The sequence below is a fragment of the Metapseudomonas resinovorans DSM 21078 genome, from assembly GCF_000423545.1.
Lineage (GTDB): Bacteria > Pseudomonadota > Gammaproteobacteria > Pseudomonadales > Pseudomonadaceae > Metapseudomonas > Metapseudomonas resinovorans.
This window is the reverse complement of sequence record NZ_AUIE01000028.1, coordinates 70,737-89,908: the sequence shown is the minus strand read 5'-3', so window position 1 is coordinate 89,908 and position 19,172 is coordinate 70,737. Positions and strand designations below refer to the sequence as shown.

20 protein-coding genes are annotated in these 19,172 nt (G+C 64.1%); 10 read left to right on the top strand and 10 right to left on the bottom strand.

The window, feature by feature from the left end; all coding sequences use genetic code 11:
- The first annotated feature begins 2 nt into the window (after positions 1 to 2).
- The 5 genes from G559_RS0119605 to G559_RS0119585 all read left to right on the top strand — a co-directional run bounded on the left by G559_RS0119605 (position 3) and on the right by G559_RS0119585 (position 3,757).
- Positions 3 to 260 (top strand): DUF2164 domain-containing protein, encoded by a 258-nt coding sequence (locus tag G559_RS0119605; protein WP_028629880.1) that lies wholly within the window; start codon positions 3 to 5, stop codon positions 258 to 260.
- A 40-nt stretch (positions 261 to 300) separates the two neighbouring features.
- A complete protein-coding gene (gene hisA / locus G559_RS0119600) occupies positions 301 to 1,038 on the top strand; it encodes a 1-(5-phosphoribosyl)-5-[(5-phosphoribosylamino)methylideneamino]imidazole-4-carboxamide isomerase (RefSeq protein WP_016495212.1) in 738 nt (245 codons plus the stop codon).
- A gap of 142 nt (positions 1,039 to 1,180) precedes the next feature.
- Positions 1,181 to 1,951 (top strand): imidazole glycerol phosphate synthase subunit HisF, encoded by a 771-nt coding sequence (gene hisF / locus G559_RS0119595; RefSeq protein WP_028629879.1) that lies wholly within the window; start codon positions 1,181 to 1,183, stop codon positions 1,949 to 1,951.
- A 134-nt stretch (positions 1,952 to 2,085) separates the two neighbouring features.
- The gene (locus G559_RS0119590; protein ID WP_028629878.1) at positions 2,086 to 2,841 is read left to right on the top strand and encodes a substrate-binding periplasmic protein; all 756 of its coding nucleotides are present in this window, start codon (positions 2,086 to 2,088) and stop codon (positions 2,839 to 2,841) included.
- Positions 2,842 to 3,001: 160 nt separating this feature from the next.
- Complete coding sequence (locus G559_RS0119585) at positions 3,002 to 3,757, top strand: substrate-binding periplasmic protein (RefSeq protein ID WP_028629877.1); 756 nt, start codon at positions 3,002 to 3,004, stop codon at positions 3,755 to 3,757.
- A 268-nt stretch (positions 3,758 to 4,025) separates the two neighbouring features.
- Here the strand turns inward: G559_RS0119585 and G559_RS0119580 are convergent, their stop codons facing one another.
- The 4 genes from G559_RS0119580 to gpmI all read right to left on the bottom strand — a co-directional run bounded on the left by G559_RS0119580 (position 4,026) and on the right by gpmI (position 9,081).
- Positions 4,026 to 4,790: a divergent polysaccharide deacetylase family protein gene (locus G559_RS0119580; RefSeq protein ID WP_028629876.1), complete on the bottom strand. Its 765-nt coding sequence runs from the start codon at positions 4,788 to 4,790 to the stop codon at positions 4,026 to 4,028.
- Between the two features lies 1 nt (position 4,791).
- Entirely contained in the window at positions 4,792 to 6,105 is a 1,314-nt protein-coding gene (locus G559_RS0119575) for a S41 family peptidase (protein ID WP_028629875.1), read from the bottom strand.
- Between the two features lie 26 nt (positions 6,106 to 6,131).
- Positions 6,132 to 7,397, bottom strand: a complete 1,266-nt coding sequence (locus G559_RS0119570; protein WP_028629874.1) for a murein hydrolase activator EnvC family protein — start codon at positions 7,395 to 7,397, stop codon at positions 6,132 to 6,134.
- Positions 7,398 to 7,545: 148 nt separating this feature from the next.
- The gene (gpmI, locus tag G559_RS0119565) at positions 7,546 to 9,081 is read right to left on the bottom strand and encodes a 2,3-bisphosphoglycerate-independent phosphoglycerate mutase (protein WP_028629873.1); all 1,536 of its coding nucleotides are present in this window, start codon (positions 9,079 to 9,081) and stop codon (positions 7,546 to 7,548) included.
- 167 nt (positions 9,082 to 9,248) lie between these two features.
- On the opposite strand from gpmI, the gene G559_RS0119560 reads away from it, so the two are divergent.
- Genes G559_RS0119560 through secB form a run of 3 tightly spaced genes read left to right on the top strand, consistent with a single transcriptional unit; the run spans position 9,249 to position 10,424 of the window.
- Positions 9,249 to 9,662, top strand: a complete 414-nt coding sequence (locus tag G559_RS0119560; protein WP_028629872.1) for a rhodanese-like domain-containing protein — start codon at positions 9,249 to 9,251, stop codon at positions 9,660 to 9,662.
- A 1-nt stretch (position 9,663) separates the two neighbouring features.
- The gene (grxC, locus tag G559_RS0119555) at positions 9,664 to 9,939 is read left to right on the top strand and encodes a glutaredoxin 3 (protein WP_028629871.1); all 276 of its coding nucleotides are present in this window, start codon (positions 9,664 to 9,666) and stop codon (positions 9,937 to 9,939) included.
- A 14-nt stretch (positions 9,940 to 9,953) separates the two neighbouring features.
- A complete protein-coding gene (gene secB, locus G559_RS0119550) occupies positions 9,954 to 10,424 on the top strand; it encodes a protein-export chaperone SecB (RefSeq protein ID WP_028629870.1) in 471 nt (156 codons plus the stop codon).
- 139 nt (positions 10,425 to 10,563) lie between these two features.
- On the opposite strand, the gene trmL is transcribed toward secB, so the two are convergent.
- Entirely contained in the window at positions 10,564 to 11,025 is a 462-nt protein-coding gene (gene trmL, locus G559_RS0119545) for a tRNA (uridine(34)/cytosine(34)/5-carboxymethylaminomethyluridine(34)-2'-O)-methyltransferase TrmL (protein ID WP_028629869.1), read from the bottom strand.
- Between the two features lie 76 nt (positions 11,026 to 11,101).
- Here trmL and G559_RS0119540 point away from each other — a divergent pair, with 76 nt between their 5' ends.
- Positions 11,102 to 11,464 carry a hypothetical protein gene (locus G559_RS0119540; protein WP_338053623.1) on the top strand — a complete coding sequence of 121 codons (363 nt, stop codon included), beginning with the start codon at positions 11,102 to 11,104 and terminating at the stop codon, positions 11,462 to 11,464.
- A 717-nt stretch (positions 11,465 to 12,181) separates the two neighbouring features.
- Here the strand turns inward: G559_RS0119540 and G559_RS0119535 are convergent.
- The 5 genes from G559_RS0119535 to G559_RS0119515 form a co-directional block, all read right to left on the bottom strand.
- Positions 12,182 to 12,424, bottom strand: a complete 243-nt coding sequence (locus tag G559_RS0119535; protein ID WP_028629867.1) for a hypothetical protein — start codon at positions 12,422 to 12,424, stop codon at positions 12,182 to 12,184.
- Between the two features lie 216 nt (positions 12,425 to 12,640).
- The gene (gene ntrC, locus G559_RS0119530) at positions 12,641 to 14,077 is read right to left on the bottom strand and encodes a nitrogen regulation protein NR(I) (protein WP_028629866.1); all 1,437 of its coding nucleotides are present in this window, start codon (positions 14,075 to 14,077) and stop codon (positions 12,641 to 12,643) included.
- Positions 14,074 to 15,159, bottom strand: coding sequence for a nitrogen regulation protein NR(II) (gene glnL, locus G559_RS0119525; RefSeq protein ID WP_028629865.1), 1,086 nt, complete (start codon positions 15,157 to 15,159; stop codon positions 14,074 to 14,076). The genes ntrC and glnL overlap by 4 nt, the downstream gene beginning before the upstream one ends.
- A 257-nt stretch (positions 15,160 to 15,416) precedes the next feature.
- Complete coding sequence (locus G559_RS0119520) at positions 15,417 to 16,040, bottom strand: DUF4124 domain-containing protein (protein ID WP_028629864.1); 624 nt, start codon at positions 16,038 to 16,040, stop codon at positions 15,417 to 15,419.
- Between the two features lie 3 nt (positions 16,041 to 16,043).
- Positions 16,044 to 16,595, bottom strand: a complete 552-nt coding sequence (locus tag G559_RS0119515; protein ID WP_028629863.1) for a DUF4124 domain-containing protein — start codon at positions 16,593 to 16,595, stop codon at positions 16,044 to 16,046.
- A gap of 247 nt (positions 16,596 to 16,842) precedes the next feature.
- Here G559_RS0119515 and G559_RS0119510 point away from each other — a divergent pair, with 247 nt between their 5' ends.
- Entirely contained in the window at positions 16,843 to 19,086 is a 2,244-nt protein-coding gene (locus G559_RS0119510; RefSeq protein ID WP_155945742.1) for a mechanosensitive ion channel family protein, read from the top strand.
- Positions 19,087 to 19,172 lie beyond the last annotated feature (86 nt).

The window sequence follows — 19,172 nt, the reverse complement described above, 5'->3', positions numbered from 1 at the left end:
CGATGAGCCGCGCGAAGAAGACCCCGAGCCTGCAACTCGACGCCGCCCAGACCCAGGACGCGGTGCTGGCGATCAAGCGTTTCATGGCCGATCGCTTCGAGCTGGAGCTGGGTTCCTTCGAGGCCGAGGAAGTGCTCGACTTCTTCGCCCAGGAGTTCGCGCCACATTTCTACAACAAGGCGATCTCCGATGTGCAAGCGCACCTGAAAGACAGGTTCGAAAGCATCGAGAGTGACTTGTGGGCGCTTGAGAAAAGCTGAGCGCCAAGCCGATTCCACTGACTTCGAACAGGTTGAACCGATGCTGATTATCCCCGCTATCGATCTGAAGGACGGCGCCTGCGTGCGCCTGCGCCAGGGCCGCATGGAAGACTCCACCGTGTTCTCCGACGACCCGGTGAGCATGGCCGCCAAGTGGGTAGAGGGCGGCTGCCGTCGCCTGCACCTGGTGGACCTGAACGGCGCCTTCGAAGGCAAGCCGGTGAACGGTGAAGTGGTCACCGCCATCGCCAAGCGCTACCCGAACCTGCCGATCCAGATCGGCGGCGGCATTCGCTCCCTGGAAACCATCGAGCACTACGTCAAGGCCGGCGTCAGCTACGTGATCATCGGCACCAAGGCAGTGAAAGAGCCCGAGTTCGTCACCGAGGCCTGCAAGGCCTTCCCCGGCAAGGTCATCGTGGGCCTGGACGCCAAGGACGGATTCGTCGCCACCGACGGTTGGGCCGAGGTCAGCAGCGTGCAGGCCGTGGACCTGGCCAGGCGCTTCGAGGCCGATGGCGTCTCCGCCATCGTCTACACCGACATCGCCAAGGACGGGATGATGCAGGGCTGCAACGTCGAGGCCACTGCGGCCCTGGCCGCCGCCAGCCGAATCCCGGTGATCGCGTCGGGCGGTATCCACAACCTCGGCGACATCGAAAAGCTGCTGGCCGCCAAGGCCCCCGGCATCATCGGCGCCATCACTGGCCGTGCCATCTACGAAGGCACCCTGGACGTCGCCGAGGCCCAGGCCTTCTGCGACAGCTACAAGGGCTGATCATTACGCTGAAGCCCTCGCTGGCCGAGAGCCGTAGGATGGGTTAGTCGCGCAGCGGCGCAACCCATCAACTACTGACAGATCGATGGGTATCGCGGCGCTCCGCGGAACGCCGCCCGACCCATCCTACGAGAGCAATGTTATGGCACTGGCAAAACGCATCATCCCCTGCCTCGACGTGGACAACGGTCGCGTGGTCAAGGGCGTCAAGTTCGAGAACATCCGCGACGCCGGCGACCCGGTCGAAATCGCCCGTCGCTACGATGAACAGGGCGCCGACGAGATCACCTTCCTCGACATCACTGCCAGCGTCGACGGCCGCGACACCACCTTGCACACGGTGGAGCGCATGGCTAGCCAGGTGTTCATCCCGCTGACCGTGGGCGGCGGCGTGCGCACCGTGCAGGACATCCGCAACCTGCTCAATGCCGGTGCCGACAAGGTGTCGATCAACACCGCTGCTGTCTTCACGCCGGAGTTCGTCGGCGAGGCCGCCTCCCGTTTCGGCTCCCAGTGCATCGTGGTTGCCATCGATGCCAAGAAAGTCTCCGGCCCCGGGGAAACACCACGCTGGGAAATTTTCACCCATGGCGGACGCAAACCCACCGGCCTCGACGCTGTGGCCTGGGCGAAGAAAATGGAAGACCTGGGTGCCGGTGAAATCCTCCTCACCAGCATGGACCAGGACGGTGTGAAGAGCGGTTACGACCTGGGCGTCACTCGCGCCATCAGCGAAACCGTCGGCATTCCGGTGATTGCCTCCGGCGGTGTCGGCAATCTTGAGCACCTGGCTGCTGGCATCCTCGAGGGCAAGGCCGACGCCGTTCTGGCGGCGAGCATCTTCCACTTCGGTGAATACACCGTGCCCGAGGCCAAGGCCTATCTCGCCAGCCGCGGAATCCTGGTGCGCTGAGCACGATTCTTGCCTAGCATTCGCCCAGGCTGCTCGCGTGACGGACTTCGCAGCCTGGGCTGCTGATGCCCGAGCCCCGTTCCCACGGGGTTAAGCTCAGCGCATTTCCCATCTCTCCTGGAAGGTAATCGCTAATGTCGAAACGCCTGCTGCTGGCGCTGGCCGGTACCCTCATGGTGTTTGCCGGTGCAGCTCGTGCCGAAGTGGATGAGAACTACAGCGTCGTTCTCCTGACCGAAAACTTCCCGCCCTACAACATGTCGATCAACGGGAAGAACTTCGCCCAGGAAGACAATATCGATGGCATCGCCGTCGACATCGTCCGTGAAATGTTCAAGCGTGCCGGGGTCAAGTACAGCCTGACCCTGCGCTTCCCCTGGGATCGCATCTACAAGCTGGCGCTGGAGAAGCCAGGCTATGGCGTCTTCGTCACTGCGCGCCTGCCAGAGCGCGAGCAGTCGTTCAAATGGGTCGGCCCGATCGGTCCCGACGACTGGATCATGCTGGCTCGCACCGACAGCTCGATCGCCCTGGGCAGCCTGGAAGACGCGCGCAAGTACAAGGTGGGCGCCTACAAGGGCGATGCCATCGCCGAGTACCTGACCCAACAGAAGCTCGAACCGATCACCGCCTTGCGCGACCAGGAAAACGCCAAAAAGCTGGAGAAGGGCCAGATCGACCTCTGGGCCACCGGCGACCCCGCTGGCCGCTATCTGGCCAAGCAGGAAGGCGTGGGCGGCCTGAAAACCGTGCTGCGCTTCAACCAGGCCGAGCTGTTCCTGGCGCTGAACAAAGAAGTGCCCGACGAGGTGGTGAACAAGCTGCAGGCCGCGCTGGACCAGCTGCGGGCTGAAGGCTATGTCGACGAGATACTGAACAGCTACCTCTAACAGGTAGTGCTTCAACCCTAGCAACGAGACCTCAGTGACTGGCCACAAGCCGGTCGCTTGCCATGGAAGGCAGGACGGGTCGTGCCGTACGTCCGTGGGTGGGGAGCCCACGCAAGGAAGCCGCTTAGCCACAACCACAACTCAAGCGAGCGGTATGACAATGCAGAAGCTGATTCAACGTGCCCTGACCCTGGGCCTGATGTTCTTCGCCTTCACGGCGCGCGCCGATTTGCCGGCGGACTACAAGGTGGTGTTGCTCACCGAGAACTTCCCGCCCTTCAACATGGCGGTGGATGACAAGAACTTCGCCCGCGACGACGGCATCGATGGCATCAGCACCGATATCGTCCGCGAGATGTTCAAGCGCGCCGACATCAACTACAGCCTGACCTTGCGCTTCCCCTGGGATCGCCTGTATCGCCTGACCCTGGACAAGCCCAGCTATGGCCTGTTCTCCACCACCTTCACCGCTGAACGCCAGCCGCTGTTCAAATGGGTCGGTCCGATTGCCAAGACCGAGTGGGTGCTGCTCGCCGCGCCGGGTAACAACCTGAGCGTCAAGGACCTGAAGAGTGCGTCCCAGTACCGCATTGGCGCGTACAAGAACGATGCCGTGAGCCAGCACCTGGAAAGCCAGGGCATGGCGCCGCAGAACGCCCTGCGTGACCAGGAGAACGTGAAGAAACTGCTCAAGGGCCAGATCGATCTCTGGGCCACGACTGATCCCGTTGGCCGCTACCTGGCCAAGCAGGAAGGCGTGACCGGCCTGCAGACCGTGCTGCGCTTCAACAGCGCCGAGCTCTACCTGGCCTTCAACAAGGACACCCCAGACGAGGTCATCGAGCGTCTGCAGAAGGCCCTGGACCAGATGCGCACTGACGGTTACGTCGACGAGATCACCCAGAACTACCTGTAATGATTGGCAGGCCCGGCGCGGCCTGCTTCTGAATGCCCTTCTTTAGGGGCGAATTCATTGGCTATGTCTGCGTTAGCTGTTGCGAGAGATTGACCATCGGGCCAGGAGCCTACGGGTAATGCAGCTGCCTACAACACGTAATGCAGACATAGCCAGTTCATTCGCCAAGCAGACCGCAGGTCTGCCCTGCATGCCTTCATAGGGCAGCTGCGCTGCCCTTGGCGATTGAATTCGCCCCAACGAGGCGTCCCTGGCGCCGCTTGAGCATCTACCGGTAAAACCCCGCCTTGCCGTGAGCCGCCATGGCGCGGTTGCCGCGCAGGGCGATCAGCATTTCCACATCGATCAGCTCGAAGCCCCGTTCCTTCAGGCGCGGCAGCTCGCGCTCGAGCAGTTCCAGGGTTGCCGGGTGAGGGTGGCCAATCATCAGGGCTGAGCCCTGCTTGCGCGCCAGGTCCAGTGCCGCGTCGAATTGCTTGGCCACCGCGGCCGGACTCTGGTCGTCATCAAGAAAGACATCCCGCGAGAGGCTGGCCAGCCCGGCCTTCTGCGCCTCGGCGGCGGCCACCGTGGCAGCGCTGGTGCGGCTATCGATAAAGAAGCGGTGTTCCTGTTGCAAGCGATGCATCAGCCAGGTCATGGCGGGACGCTGGGCGGTCATGCGGCTGCCCATGTGGTTGTTCAAGCCGCGGGCGAAAGGCACCTGGCGCAGGGCCGCGTCCAGGCGTTTCTCCAGCTCGGCTGTGGATAACTCTGGCCGCCAGGCATAGGGGCCGGTGGCCGGGTCCATGGGCAGGTGCAGCATCACTGTCTTGCCGGCGGCATGGGCGGCTTCGGCGAGTTCACGGGAGTGAGGGGCATCCGGAAGGATGGAAAGCGCCACCGGGCCGGGGAGGGCGAGAACACGGCGGTCGCGGGCGGGGGTTTGGCCCAGGTCGTCGATCACCAGGGCCAGGCGCGCCGTTGGCGCGGCCCAGGCACCGGTTGCCGTTGCGCCCAACCACAACGCAAGCAACCAGGCGCCCCACCTCATGTCACTTTCCGCGAGTGACGTTCAGGCCTTTCAGCAGATTGAGGGCCTGGCTCAGTTGGAAGTCGTCATCCTGCGGGCGTGGCTCCGCCGATTTCTTGTTCGAACTTGGGCGGTCGGCACCGCCATTGCCGTTGCCGAGGTGGCCGGCGAGATCGGCTTCCTTGAAGGATTCGCCGTCCTGCTCGCGGGTGACCTTGGCTCGCGCGACTTCGATGTCCGGAACGATGCCCTGGGCCTGGATCGAGCGGCCGTTTGGGGTGTAGTAGAGCGCGGTGGTGAGCTTCAGGGCGCGATCGTTGTTCAGCGGCAGCACAGTCTGCACCGAGCCCTTGCCGAAGCTGTCGGTGCCCATCAGCACGCCACGTTTGTGGTCCTGCAGGGCACCGGCGACGATCTCGGCCGCCGAGGCACTGCCGCCGTTGATCAGCACCACCAGGGGTACGCCTTCGCTGGCGTCGGCCGGGTCGGCGGAGAAGCGCAGTTCGGAGTTGGCGATGCGGCCTTTGGTGTAGACGATCAGGCCTCTCTTCAGGAAGTGGTCGGAAACTTCCACCGCCGCCTGCAGCACGCCGCCGGGGTTGTTGCGCAGGTCCAGGACCAGTCCGCTCAGACGGCCGCCATTGTCCTTGCGCATCTTGGCCAGGGCTTTGCCCACTTCTTCGCCGGTGTTGACCTGGAACTGGGTGATGCGCAAATAGCCGTAGCTCTTGTCCAGCAGTTGGCTCTTCACGCTCTTGACCTTGATGGCCGCGCGCACCAGTTCCACGTCGAAGGGCTGGCCGCCATCGCGTACCAGGGTAAGGGTGATCTTGCTGCCGGCCTTGCCGCGCATCTTGTCCACCGCTTCCATCAGCGAGATGCCCTTGGTCGGCTGGCCGTCGATCTTGACGATCAGGTCGCCCGGCTGGATGCCGGCCTTGGAGGCCGGGGTGTCGTCGATGGGGGAGACCACCTTGACGAAGCCATCCTCGGCGCCGACTTCGATGCCGAGGCCGCCGAACTCGCCACTGGTGCTTTCCTGCAGCTCCTGGAAGTCTTCCGGTTCCAGGTAGGCCGAGTGCGGGTCGAGGTTGCTGAGCATGCCCTTGATGGCGTTCTCCAGCAGGGTCTTGTCGTCCACCGGCTCGACATAGGCGGACTTGATGCGATCCAGCACCTCGGCGAAGGTGCGCAGCTCGTCCAGCGGCAGCGGTGCCTTGCCGTTCACCGCCGTCGCGGGGAGATTTGCCGGCTCCTCGGCGGCCAGCAGCTGCGGGGCGCCGCCAAGCAGCGCCAGTGCCATGGCCAGGGAGGTGAGGCGGGACAGATGCGGCATGCGAACTAACTCCTGCTAGATGAGACCTATCCTTGGGCGCGGCACCACTGTGCCGGGTCGGTCGGTCGGCCTTGCTGGCGTATGGCGAAGTACAGTGCGGGCGTGTCCTGCCCGCCACTGGTGCCGACGGTGGCGATGGATTCGCCTGCTTTGACGATATCGCCGGCATTTTTCAACAGGCGCTGATTGTGGCCGTAGAGGCTCAGATAACCGTTGCCATGATCGAGAATGACCAGAAGCCCGGCGCCGCGCAACCAATCTGCGAAAACCACACGGCCGCCATGCACCGCGCGTACGGAGCTGCCTTCAGGGGCGCCGATCAGCACGCCGTCCCACTTGGCGCGGGAGTCGCCGCCACGGGCCGAACCGAAGCGGGCGACCAGGCGGCCGTCCACCGGCCAGGGCAGTTGGCCACGGGCTTTGACGAAGGGGCCGCCGAAGTTGCCGCCGGTGCTGGAAACCATCGGACCGTTGCTGGCCTTGGCCGGGCTGCCGGCCGGGTGTTCGCGTAGCACTCGCTGCTGTTCGGCGAGCGCACGCTTGCGGGCTTCTTCGGCCTCGCGGGCCTCACGCTCCTGGCGGGCCAGGGTTTCTTCGATGGTCTTGAGTACCTTACCCAGTTCGGCCTGATCCTGCTGGCGGGCCTTGAGCTTCTTGTCCCGGTCGCTGACGTCCCGGTTGAGCTTGGCCAGAGCCTGCTGGCGCTCCTTGCGCGTCGCGGCAAGTTGCTCGCGACGGCCATCGAGGGCGGCCTTCTGCTCGTTGAGCTGGTTCTGCTGGGTGGTGATTTCCTGCTCGACGTTCGCCAGCTGGCGCAGGGTCTCGTTGAACGCGGCAAGCTGTTCCAGGCGGGCCTTGCTCAGATAGTCGTAGTAGGTGAGGGTACGGGCGAACTTCTCGGGGTGCTGCTGGTTCAGCAGCAGCTTGAGGTATTCCTGCTGACCGCTCTGGTAGGCGGCGCGGGCCTGGATGCCGATCAGGCGCTGTTGTTCAGTGCGCGCGCCCTGGAGTTTTTTTTTCTCTTCGTCCAGGCGCTGGATCTCGCCTTCGCTCTTCTCGAGTTCCTGTTGCAGCTCTTTCACCTGCTGCTCCAGGCCGCCCATTTCGGTTTCGGTTTTCTTCAGGTCGGCCTGGACGCCGGATTTCTCCTGCTGCAGTTGCTGCAGGAGTTTCTTCAGTTCGGTGACATCCTTTGCGGCCCGGTCCAGCTGTTGCTGGGTTTCGGCGCGCTGGTCGGCCATGACCGGGGTGATCAGGCTGGCAAGGATTGCGAGGGCGAGGGCGCGAAACATGGGGGTGGGGCACCAGGGGAAAGGACCGGCCTAGTATGCCCGTGGCGCGGGGCAAAAAAAACGCCCGGAACCGGTGGTTCGGGGCGTTTCCTGATAAGGCGCGCAGATATTCACGCCTGGGCCGCGCCGGGGCTACGGCCCGCGTCGATCATTGCAGCTCGACGATGGTCTTGCCGGTCATCTCGGCCGGCACCGGCAGGCCCATCAGGGTCAGCAGTGTCGGGGCCACATCGGCCAGCACGCCGCCTTCGCGGATCGTCGCCGGACGCTTGCCGACATAGATGAAGGGCACCGGCTCGCAGGTGTGCGCGGTGTGCGCCTGGCCGGTCATTTCGTCTTCCATCTGCTCGACGTTGCCGTGATCGGCGGTGATCAGCGCTTCGCCGCCGACCTTGTCCAGGGCTTCAACGATACGGCCGACGCAGCTGTCCAGGCACTCCACGGCCTTGACCGCGGCTTCGAACACGCCGGTGTGGCCAACCATGTCGCCGTTGGCGTAGTTCACCACGATCACGTCGTAGCGCTGGTTTTCGATGGCGTCGACGATCTTGTCGGTGACCTCGGGGGCGCTCATTTCCGGCTGCAGGTCATAGGTGGCGACCTTGGGCGACGGAATCAGAATGCGCTCTTCGCCTTCGAAGGGCTCTTCGCGGCCGCCGGAGAAGAAGAAGGTCACGTGGGCGTACTTCTCGGTCTCGGCGATGCGCAGTTGGGTCTTGCCGTTCTTCGCCAGGTACTCGCCCAGTACGTTGTCCAGGGATTCCGGCTTGAAGGCGCTGGGGGCGGGGATGCTGGCCGCGTACTGGGTCAGCATCACGTAGCCGGCCAGGTTCAGTTCACGCTGGCGGGGGAACTCCTTGAAGCCCGGCTCGACGAAGGCGCGGGACAGTTCACGGGCGCGGTCGGCACGGAAGTTCATGAAGATTACGGCATCGCCGTCTTCCACCTTCACCGGCTCGCCGATGCAGGTGGCTTTGACGAACTCGTCGCTCTCGCCGCGCTCGTAGGCGGCAGCCAGGCCCTCGACGGCGCTGGCGGCGGAGAATTCAGCCTGGCCCTCGGTGATCAGGTTGTAGGCGGCTTCGACGCGGTCCCAGCGGTTGTCGCGGTCCATGGCGAAGTAGCGGCCGATCAGGCTGGCGATGCGGCCCTTGCCGAGGCGGGCGAAGGCGTCGTCCAGCAGCTTGATGGAGGGCTCGGCGCTCTTGGGCGGGGTGTCACGGCCGTCGAGGAAGGCGTGCAGGTAGATTTTCTCGGCACCGCGCTGGGCGGCCAGTTCGGCCATGGCGACCAGGTGGTCCTGGTGGCTGTGCACGCCGCCGTCGGAGAGCAGGCCCATGAAGTGCACAGCCTTGCCGGCGGCCACGGCCTTGTCCACCGCTGTGGTGATTTCCGGATTGCTGAAGAAGTCGCCGTCGCGGATCGCCTTGGTCACACGGGTGAAGTCCTGGTACACCACGCGGCCGGCGCCCAGGTTCATGTGGCCGACCTCGGAGTTGCCCATCTGGCCGTCCGGCAGGCCGACGTCCATGCCGCTGCCCGAGATCAGGCCATGGGGCTGGGTGGCGCGCAGACGGTCGTAGACCGGTGTCTTGGCGGCATAGATGGCGTTGTATTCGGGGCTGTCACTGTGACCGAAACCGTCCAGGATGATCAGGACCAGGGGTTTGGGCATGGCTGTCATAGTGTCGGACTCGTCTGCGGCAATGGGTGGAAAGTTGCGGGCAAGGCCCCGGAAAAAAGAGGCGGCATTCTACGGTCTGGTTCCGTCGGCGTCACCGCCAGACGGGTTTTGGCCGACCTGTGGGCCTGTGTATACTGGCCGGCATTTTACCGTCCCGGAAGCCGACGATGCTCGCTAAGCTGATTGAATTTGCCACTAACCACTATGTACTGAGTGGATCGTTCGTGGTGCTGCTGGCCCTGCTGCTGGCACATGAATTGCGCCGCAGTGGCCGCGCCATTTCCTCTCGCGAGCTGACCTCGATGGTCAACGGCGGCCAGGGCGTGGTCCTGGACGTGCGCGCCACCAAGGATTTCGCCGGTGGCCACATCGTTGACGCCCTGAACATCCCCTACGAGAAGCTCGCCAGCCGCATCGCCGAACTGGAGAAGTACAAGGACAAGGCCATCATCGTGGTCGACGCCATGGGCCAGCATGCCGGCACCGTCTGCCGTGACCTGAAGAAGGCCGGTTTCAACGCCATCAAGCTGTCCGGCGGCATCGGCACCTGGCGTGGCGACAACCTGCCGCTGGTGAAGTGAGATGGCCGAAATCGTCGTCTATTCGAGCGCCTGGTGCCCCTTCTGCGTCCGCGCCAAGCACCTGCTGGACAGCAAGGGCGTGCGCTATGAAGAGATCAGCGTCGACGGCAACCCCGCAATTCGCGCCGAGATGACCCGCAAGGCCGGGCGCACCTCGGTGCCGCAGATCTGGATCGGCCAGACCCATGTTGGCGGCTGTGACGACCTGTATGCCCTGGAGCGCGCTGGCAAGCTCGATGCGCTGCTCCAAGCCCGCCCGCAAACGGAAACGCACTAGAACAAGGCAGAATCATGACCGAACAAGCAAGCAACGCCGAAAACCAGAACCCCCAGTTCTCCCTGCAGCGCATCTACGTACGCGATCTGTCTTTCGAAGCGCCGAAGAGCCCCGAGATCTTCCGCCAGGAGTGGGCGCCGAACGTTTCCCTGGACCTGAACACCCGTCAGAAGCAGCTGGATGGCGACTTCCATGAAGTGGTGCTGACCCTGTCCGTGACCGTGAAGAACGGTGAAGAAACCGCCTTCATCGCCGAAGTGCAGCAGGCCGGTATCTTCCTGATCAAGGGTCTGGACGCGGCCTCCATGAGCCACACCCTCGGCGCCTTCTGCCCGAACATCCTGTTCCCCTACGCCCGTGAAACCCTGGACAGCCTGGTTGTCCGCGGCTCCTTCCCGGCGCTGATGCTCTCCCCGGTGAACTTCGACGCCCTGTACGCCCAGGAACTGGCGCGTCTGCAGGCCGCCGGCGAAGCCCAGGCCTGATTGCCAAGCTTCAGGAAAAAGCGCCCTTCGGGGCGCTTTTTCTTTGGCCGGTGAAATTGGCCCGTAGGGTGGGCTTCAGCCCACCAGCGGAGGTCAGCGTGGGCTAAAACCCACCCCACATAATAGAGCCGGACAGCATTCACTCCAGACTGAAATCGTGCTGCCGCCAGGCCTCGTAAACTGCAACGGCCACGGTGTTCGACAGGTTCAGGCTGCGGCAGTTGGGGCGCATCGGCAGGCGCAGCCGCTGTTCCGGGGGCAGGCTTTCCCGGACGTCCTGGGGCAGCCCACGGCTTTCCGGGCCGAAGAGGAAAGCGTCGCCCTTCTCGAAGGCCACCTCATGGAACAGCTTGGTGCCCTTGGTGGTGAAGGCGAATACCCGTGGGTGGCCGAGGGCTTCCAGGCAACTTTCCAGGTCGCTGTAGCGCTGGAGGGTGGCGTACTCGTGGTAATCAAGGCCGGCACGGCGCAGACGCTTGTCGTCCAGTTCGAAGCCGAGCGGTTCGATCAGGTGAAGGTGGCAGCCAGAATTGGCGCACAGCCTGATAATGTTGCCGGTATTCGGTGGAATTTCCGGTTGAAACAGGATGACGTGAAACATGGGTGGCCCCGAGCCCGAAGACGGGCGGCATTCTACTCCCGATGATGATCCGCGACCGAGCCTGTGGCCGCGCTTTTTGTTCGCCCTTGCCCTGATCGGCGTGCTGGTGGGAATGATGCTTGGCCGCCTGACAGCGCCGGACCCCGTGCACCTGCAGCGCATCGAGGTGCGCGAGGGTGGTTTGACGCTCTGGTTCGACCATGAGCCCGAGGTCCGGGCCGAAGCGTTGGAGGGCGCCTATGCGCTGATGCTGGGGGCGGATGGGCAGAACGCCAAGGGTCAACTGACCCTCGGTACCGCACCGGTGAGCTGGAAGGTGCTGCGATCGACCCATGGAGTGATGGTGCGATTCGTCGCGGCGCGGCCCTTGCACGGTGATTGGCATGGTGCCGCGGAGGATGGGCGCTGGCGGTTGGAAGTCAGCCTGCGCGCCGAATAAGAAAGGGGGAATCCTCGGCCTGCCTGTACCAAGGCCCCCTGAAGGGTGGTCGCCTGCCGTAGCGAGCGACGCGGTCCTGTACCGGGCCCTTGCGGGGCCCTTGGCGGCTGGGAGACCAGCGCGCCTTTGCATAAAAGAGGGGATTCCCCGGCCTGCCTGTACCAAGGCCCCCTGAAGGGTGGTCGCCCGCCGTGGCGTGCGACGCGGTCCTGCACTGGGCCCCGTAGGGCCCGGGCGGCTGACTGAGCAGCACACCTGTCGAATAAAAGAGGGGATTCCCCGGCCTGCCTGTACCAAGGCCCCCTGAAACCTGGTCGCCCGATGGCGACGCTGAAACGCTTTCGGCTCTTCTGGAGCCGTGGCGGCTGGAGGTCAGCCTGCCTGTCATAAGAGTGGGGATTCCCTGGCCTGCCTGTACCAGGGGCCCCAAAACCGCTGTTGTCTTGGGTATTGCAGGGGGCGTGCCAGTTTCTTGATAACCTTCGTGAGAATTTCGTTGGTTCGTCTGGAGGCAGCGCCATTAGTGGCTTTGAGCGAAGTGAAATTCGACGTGGAGGGACGGTGGCGGCGGTCTTCGGCGCCGGAAGTGCCTGGGCGTGAGGCACTTTTTTGAGGCGGGGAGGTGATTCAGGCACCAGGGATGATCCTTTTCCCTGGCCGAATGCACGGTGAGCGTCTGACGGGAGGGACCCCGCCGAAGCGAGGTCCGGGGCCGGGTCAGTGGTTATCCGGGGCCAGGTAGGCTGCGGTGGACTTGCAGTCCCGCAGTCGCTCCACTTTGAGCGAAAGGCCCTTTGGTAACCGGACGCCGATGCGAGAGCGGCCATCTTCCATTGGCCCCACCACGATTTCGATGCCTTTGGTTCGCAGCATTTGCCCCAGCTCGGCGTCGCTGCAGCCTTCCAAGGCCTTGAGCCTGAGCACGTCTCCTTCCTTTCGAACACCCATATGTAACTGCATGGTTTTCACCCTGTCTCTGGTTCAGGTCCGGGCAGCATCCCGCCCTGATTCACTGCAGTCCACGACCTCTAGGAAAACCAGACATTTCATACGGAGTGGGTGGCATTGGAGCGCGGGCGTGATGGCGGCAGGCGGCTGGTGTGATAGGGAGATTGCGTGCTGTGCCGCAGGCGCGAGGGCAGGAGGCGGGGCGCAGGGCACCCCGCCGAAGGGGGGTCAGGCGTCGTCGCCGTCGTCGTCGTCTCCGCCGTCCACCTTCATGCCCAGTTCCTTGATCTTCCGCGTCAGGGTGTTGCGGCCCCAGCCCAGCAGCACGGCGGCGTCGCGACGGCGGCCAGCGGTGTGCTTGAGGGCGGTTTCGATCATGATCCGCTCGAAGGCCGGCACGGCCGAGTCGAGCAGGCCGGACTGGCCGCGGGCCAGGGCCTGGTCGGCCCACTGGCGCAGGGCCTGTTCCCAGTTGGTTACCGGTGCGGCGTCCTGGGGCTGGGTGAGCAGTTCCGGCGGCAGGTCGTCGACGTGGACTTCGCGACCGGAGGCCATCACGGTGATCCAGCGGCAGGTGTTCTCCAGCTGGCGCACGTTGCCCGGCCAGGGCAGGTGCTTGAGGTAGTCCTCGGTCTCGTTCTTCAGCAGCTTGGGCTCTACCGCCAGTTCCTGGGCTGCGCGGGCGAGGAAGTGCCGGGCCAGGGCCGGAATGTCCTCGCGGCGGTCGGACAGGCGCGGGATGTGGATGCGAATGACGTTGAGGCGGTGGAACAGGTCCTCGCGGAACTTGCCGGCCTGCACCAGGTTTTCCAGGTTCTGGTGGGTCGCGGCGATGATGCGCACGTCCACCTTCACCGGGGTGTGCCCGCCCACACGGTAGAACTCGCCGTCGGCCAGTACTCGCAGCAGGCGGGTCTGGGTGTCGGCCGGCATGTCGCCGATTTCGTCGAGGAACAGGGTGCCACCGTCAGCCTGCTCGAAGCGTCCGCGACGCTGGTTGGCCGCGCCGGTAAAGGCACCTTTTTCATGGCCGAACAGCTCGGATTCCATCAGGTCCTTGGGGATTGCCGCCATGTTCAGGGCAATGAAGGGCGAGGCGGCGCGCGGGCTGTGTCGGTGCAGTGCGTGGGCCACCAGTTCCTTGCCGGTACCGGACTCGCCGTTGATCAGCACCGTGATGTTGGAGTGGCTGAGGCGGCCGATGGCGCGGAAAACTTCCTGCATGGCCGGCGCTTCGCCGATGATTTCCGGGGTGCGGGCCTGGGGCGCCGGAGCTTCCAGGCCCTGCTGCTCCTGGGCGTGCTGGAAGGCGCGCTTGACCAGGGACACCGCCTCGTCCACATCGAAGGGCTTGGGCAGATACTCGAACGCGCCGCCCTGATAGGAGGCTACCGCGCTGTCCAGGTCGGAATGAGCGGTCATGATGATCACCGGCAGGCGCGGGTAGAGTTCGCGAATGCGTGCCAGCAGGTCCAGGCCACTGGCGCCGGGCATGCGGATGTCGGAGATGATCACATCCGGCTGTTGCCGGGAGAGCCGCCCAAGCAGGCTGTCGGCGCTCTCGAAGCTCTGGGTATTCATGCCATCCTGCTGCAGGGCCTTCTCCAGGACCCAGCGGATGGAACGGTCGTCGTCGACGATCCAGACGGTTTCACTACGGCTCATGACGAGGAAGCTCCTTGTTCCAGCGGCAGGAAGATCGAGAAGACGGTGTGGCCGGGATGGCTTTCACACTCGATCAGGCCCTGGTGCTGACTGATGATGTTCTGGGCAATGGCCAGGCCCAGCCCGGTACCGTCCGGGCGGCCGCTGACCATGGGATAGAAGATGGTTTCCTGGAGCTCGGCCGGGATACCCGGGCCGTTGTCGATGATTTCCACCTTGGTCACCAGGCGATGGCGGGTGTGGCCGATGGTGAACTGGCGCAGGGTGCGCGTGCGCAGGGTGATGCGGCCAAGGCGCAGGTCGCTCTGCGCGGAGAGGGCCTGCATGGCGTTGCGCACGATGTTGAGCACGGCCTGGATCATCTGCTCCTTGTCGATGAAGACATCGGGAATGCTCGGGTCGTAGTCGCGCACCAGATTGATGCCGCCCTGGCTTTCCGCTTCCACCAGGCTGCATACGCGCTCCAGCACTTCGTGGACGTTGGTCATGGCCAGCGACGGCAGCTTGTTCGAGCCGAGCATGCGGTCCACCAGGTTCCGCAGGCGGTCGGCTTCTTCGATGATGACGTTGGTGTAGTCCTTCAGGTGCTCTTCCGGCAGTTCGCGGGAGAGCAGTTGAGCGGCACCACGGATGCCGCCCAGGGGATTCTTGATCTCATGGGCCAGGCCGCGTACCAGCAGCTTGGTGGTTTCCTGCTTGGACAGCTGCGCCTCTTCCTTGGTGATCCGCAGCAGGCGATCACGCGGGTGGACCTCCAGCAGCAGGAGGGTTTCGCCGCGATTGAGGATCGGCGTCACCGCGTAGTCCACGGTCAGGGTCTGGCCGGAGAGCGAGGTCAGCATGGCTTCACGCTTGGTGAAAGGGTGCGCCTGTTCCACCGCCTGGCGCAGGGAGGTCAGGGCTTCGGGCGACTCGGTGAACAACTCGCTGATGAACTGGCCATGGCTGCGCTGGCCACTGACGGCCAGGAGCATTTCCGCCGCCGGGTTCATGTACTCGAGGCGCAGGTCGGCGTTGAGCAGGATCACCGCGGTGGTCAGGTTGTCGAGCAGCAGTCGGTGCAGGGCGTCGTTGATGGTCATGGCTTCGGCGCTCGTGGCGATGACAGGAAAATGCAAGAAGCAAACCAAAGCCCTGAAAAAGCGCGGGAAAACAGGCTTTCTGCTGGTCGCAGCCGCTTTTCAGAGCAGATCGTTCGGTTCGATGCGAACCAAAATGGGGAGAGTATAGAAAGCGGTGCAAGGCGACGCACCGAAATGGTGCGAATTGACGTCGTTGCGTGGGAGAAACGAAGCGATACCCATGGGAGTGTTGTCGGGTATCGCTGGGCAGTTGCCCTTCAGATGAAGGGCAGGATGGCGATGTCGTCGTCTTCTTCTTCAGGTTTGTCCTTCAGCGGGCATTCCGGACGCACGCCGTAGTCGTCCTTTTCGCACGGGCGCGCCTGGCGCTTCTGCGACAGCGACATGCGCACGATATGCACCGGTTGGCTGGGCGTGCGCTCCACCATGCGCCCCTGCGCGTCGATGATTTCCACCGCCAACTGGTGGGTGCCGCGGTCGAGGTTTTCCAGCGGAAACACCGGGCTGCGCCCGGGCTCGCCTACGGGGTTACCATCCAGCAGCAGCCGATAGCTGTGGTTGGCGCGCAGGCCCGGCTCGCTCATGGCGCTGACGATCAGGTTGCCTTCGCCATCGCGGATGGTGGCATCGGGTTCGGGTACCAGAATGCGTAGCACCTGATAGCCCTGTTCGCGCGGAATGGGCTTGGGGTAGAGGGGCGGTGGCTGGATATCCCGTGGCGCGTTCATCTCGTTGGAGGGCGCCATCTCCAGGCGTTTGGCGTTGCCCGGCTTGGGTTGGTCGGTAAAGACGCGATTACCCTCGTCATCGATGTAGGTGTAGACCTCGGCTAGCGCGGGCTGGCCAAGGAGCAGGAGGGCGAGTAGCAGGAATCGGGTCATCGGTCAGTTGTTGGGCCGTGGCGTAGGGGCGGGCGGGCGCAGCGCCGGGCTGCTGGTGTTAACCCGCTGGACGGTAAAGGTGACGGGAGCGCTGCTCTGCACCACATTGGTGCCTGAGAGGACATCCACCGCGAGGCTGTGATCGCCACGGTCGACGTTCATCAGTTGCAGGCGCGGTACGTTGGTCGGCTGGCCATAGGGCTGGCCGTCCAGGCGCAGGCGCAGCCTGTGGCCGGGTTGCAGCCTGGGCTCCAGACGCACGCCGACACTGAAGGTGCCATTGTTGGCGCGCAGGGCCTCTTCGTCAGGGAGATCGGTCAGCTCCACCACCTGGTAGATGGCCTGCTGGTCGGCACTTGTCGCTGAGTCGGCCGGCTGGCTCGGCGGTTGTATCTGGACCGCGTTGGTCGGTGGCAGCTCCACCTTCTCACTGGCGGCACCATCTGGCGGCTGGTTGGTAAACACCGTGTTGCCGTTTGCGTCGGTGTACTTGTAGATCTGCGCAGCGGCAGGCAGCGTGGCGGCCAGCAGCAGACAACTGATGATGAGGCGCATGGGGGGCGGTCTCCGGAAGCTCATGCCAAGCCTTGCACCCAGACGGCGGGCTGGCAAGTCGGGCATTGTGCGACAGCGCCGTGACGACCGGTGTGCGCTGCAACACGTTAGGACATTTCTGAAAAGTGCCGCCACCTGCTCCGCTCTGTATGGCCGGGGCGAACGGAGGTCGCCGCGTGCTGTCACTCTAGCCGCTGACTACAAAAGCCGCGGCTATTGTCTGATTGGGGCGAGTGCCCGCTTTTGTATGATGCGACTCGCTTTCATTGTTCTGGGGGACATCTCTCTCGTGCCTATACCGTTCTTGCCTGCTGTCCGTTTCCTGTTCCCGCTGCTGCTCTGCCTGGTCGTCGGCCTGCTCTGCCCGACGCAGGGCCAGGCCGCTCTGCCCAATCCCCTGGCGGGGAGTTCGTCGGGCAGCGAGCAGATCAGCAATGCCCAGCTCGAACAGTCGCTCAACCAGGTGATCCAGACCCTGGAGAACGACAAGCAGCGTGCCGACTTGCTGAAGAAGTTGAAGCAGTTGCGTGACGTTACCGGCAAAGAGAAGGAGAGCGAGAGCGGGGTGCTCGGCCTGATCGGCGATACCTTGAGCAGCCTGGAAAAGCAGTTTCAGGGCGACAACAGTCCGCTGGTGATCTGGAGCAACCAGTTCCGCCTGGCTCGGACCGAAGTGGAGGAGCGCCTGCCCGGATGGCGTGACTGGCCGGGGATCGTGTTCAACTTTGCGGTGGTCATCCTGCTCTGGGCCTGCCTGGCCAGCGCCCTGCTCTGGCTGGGGCGGCGCATGCGCGAGCGCTTCGGCCTGTCGGCGGAGCTGCCACAGCATCCCAAGACCCGCGACCTGGTGCTGTTCGCCCTGCGCAAGCTGGGGCCTTGGCTGATCGCCTTCTTCATCACGCTTTACCTGTCGTTCGTGCTGCCCAGTTCATTGAGCAAGATGCTGGCGATGGTGATGGCCTACGTGCTGGTCTGCGGCACGCTGTTCTCCGCGCTCTGCGTCATCTGCCTATCGTTGCTCAGTGGGCCGCACCGCATCCGTGCCCTGGATATCCTGCGGCGCCAGGCGTTCCGCCCGCTGTGGCTGATCGGCAGCCTGGCCGCCCTTGGCGAGGCGGCCCATGACCCCCGGCTGATCGACGGCCTCGGTGAGCACACGGCGCTCTGCCTGAGCACTCTGGCAAATGCCACGGCGGCGGTTTTCACCGCGCTGTTCGTGCTGCGCTTCCGTCGCCCCATCGCCCATCTGATCCGCAACCAGCCGCTGGAGCGTCGTCTCAAGCGCCGGGGGTTGCACGAGCTGGTGGAGTTGGTGGGTTCCCTGTGGTTCGTGCCGGTACTGTTGCTGGTGGGCACATCGCTGTTCGCAACCTTCGTGTCCGCCGCCGATAGCAGCGTGGCCCTGCGCCGCGCCTTGGTCTGTGCCGTGCTGGCTGTGGTGGCGATGACGGTGATAGGACTGCTCAGCCGCCGCACCGGGCGCAGTGGTGACGGGCCCCGGCGCAGCGCTCCCTACGTCGAGCAGTTGCAGAAGTTCGGCCTCACCCTGGTGCACCTGTTCGTGGTGCTGTTCTTCATCGAGGTGGGGCTGCGGGTATGGGGCATGTCGCTGATCCGCTACGCCGAAGGAGATGGCGCGGAAATCAGCATGAAGATAGTCAGCTTCGGCACCACGTTGCTGGTGGCCTGGCTTGTCTGGATCCTCACTGACACCGCCGTGCAGCACAGCCTCGGTGTGGGTGGCAGGAACCGGCCGAATACCCGTGCCCTGACCATGCTGCCGTTAATCCGCAACGTGCTGTTTGTCACCATCGCGGTCATTGCCTTGATCGTTGCCCTGGCCAACATGGGCATGAATGTGACGCCACTGCTGGCTGGCGCCGGTGTGATTGGTCTGGCGATCGGTTTTGGTGCGCAGTCCCTGGTGGCGGACCTGATCACCGGCCTGTTCATCATCATCGAGGACTCGCTGTTCATCGATGACTACGTGGATGTTGGCGGCCACCTGGGCACGGTGGAGGGGCTGACCATCCGCACCGTGCGCCTGCGTGACCTGGATGGGGTGGTGCATACCATCCCGTTCAGTGAGATCAAGAGCATCAAGAACTACTCGCGGCAATTCGGCTACGCCATGTTCCGCTGGCCGGTGCCGGCGAGCATGCCTATCGACGATGCGGTGGCGCTGGTCCAGGACGTGGCGAAAGAGTTGCGCAGCGATACGGCGATCTACCGCAGTCTTTGGTCGCCGCTGGAGCTTCAAGGGGTGGAGAGTTTCGATAACGGTCAGGCGATTCTGCGCTTCCGTTTCAAGACTGCCCCGATCAAGCAGTGGGAAGTGCAGCGGGCGTTCAACCTGCGCTTGCGCAGGCGCCTCGACCAGGCGGGCCTGGAGCTGGCGATGCCGCGCCTGAACGTGCAGCTCAGTCGGATGCGCCAGTCGCGCGCCGAACCGCCGGAAGAGCAGGGCGACCTGGCGGAAAGAGGGGTTTGAGCGGAGCGCGCTTAGGTTGGGTAGAGGTACGAAACCCAACAAAGCGGACTTTCAGGTCGGGTGTATGCCGGGCCGCGCCGCCAATC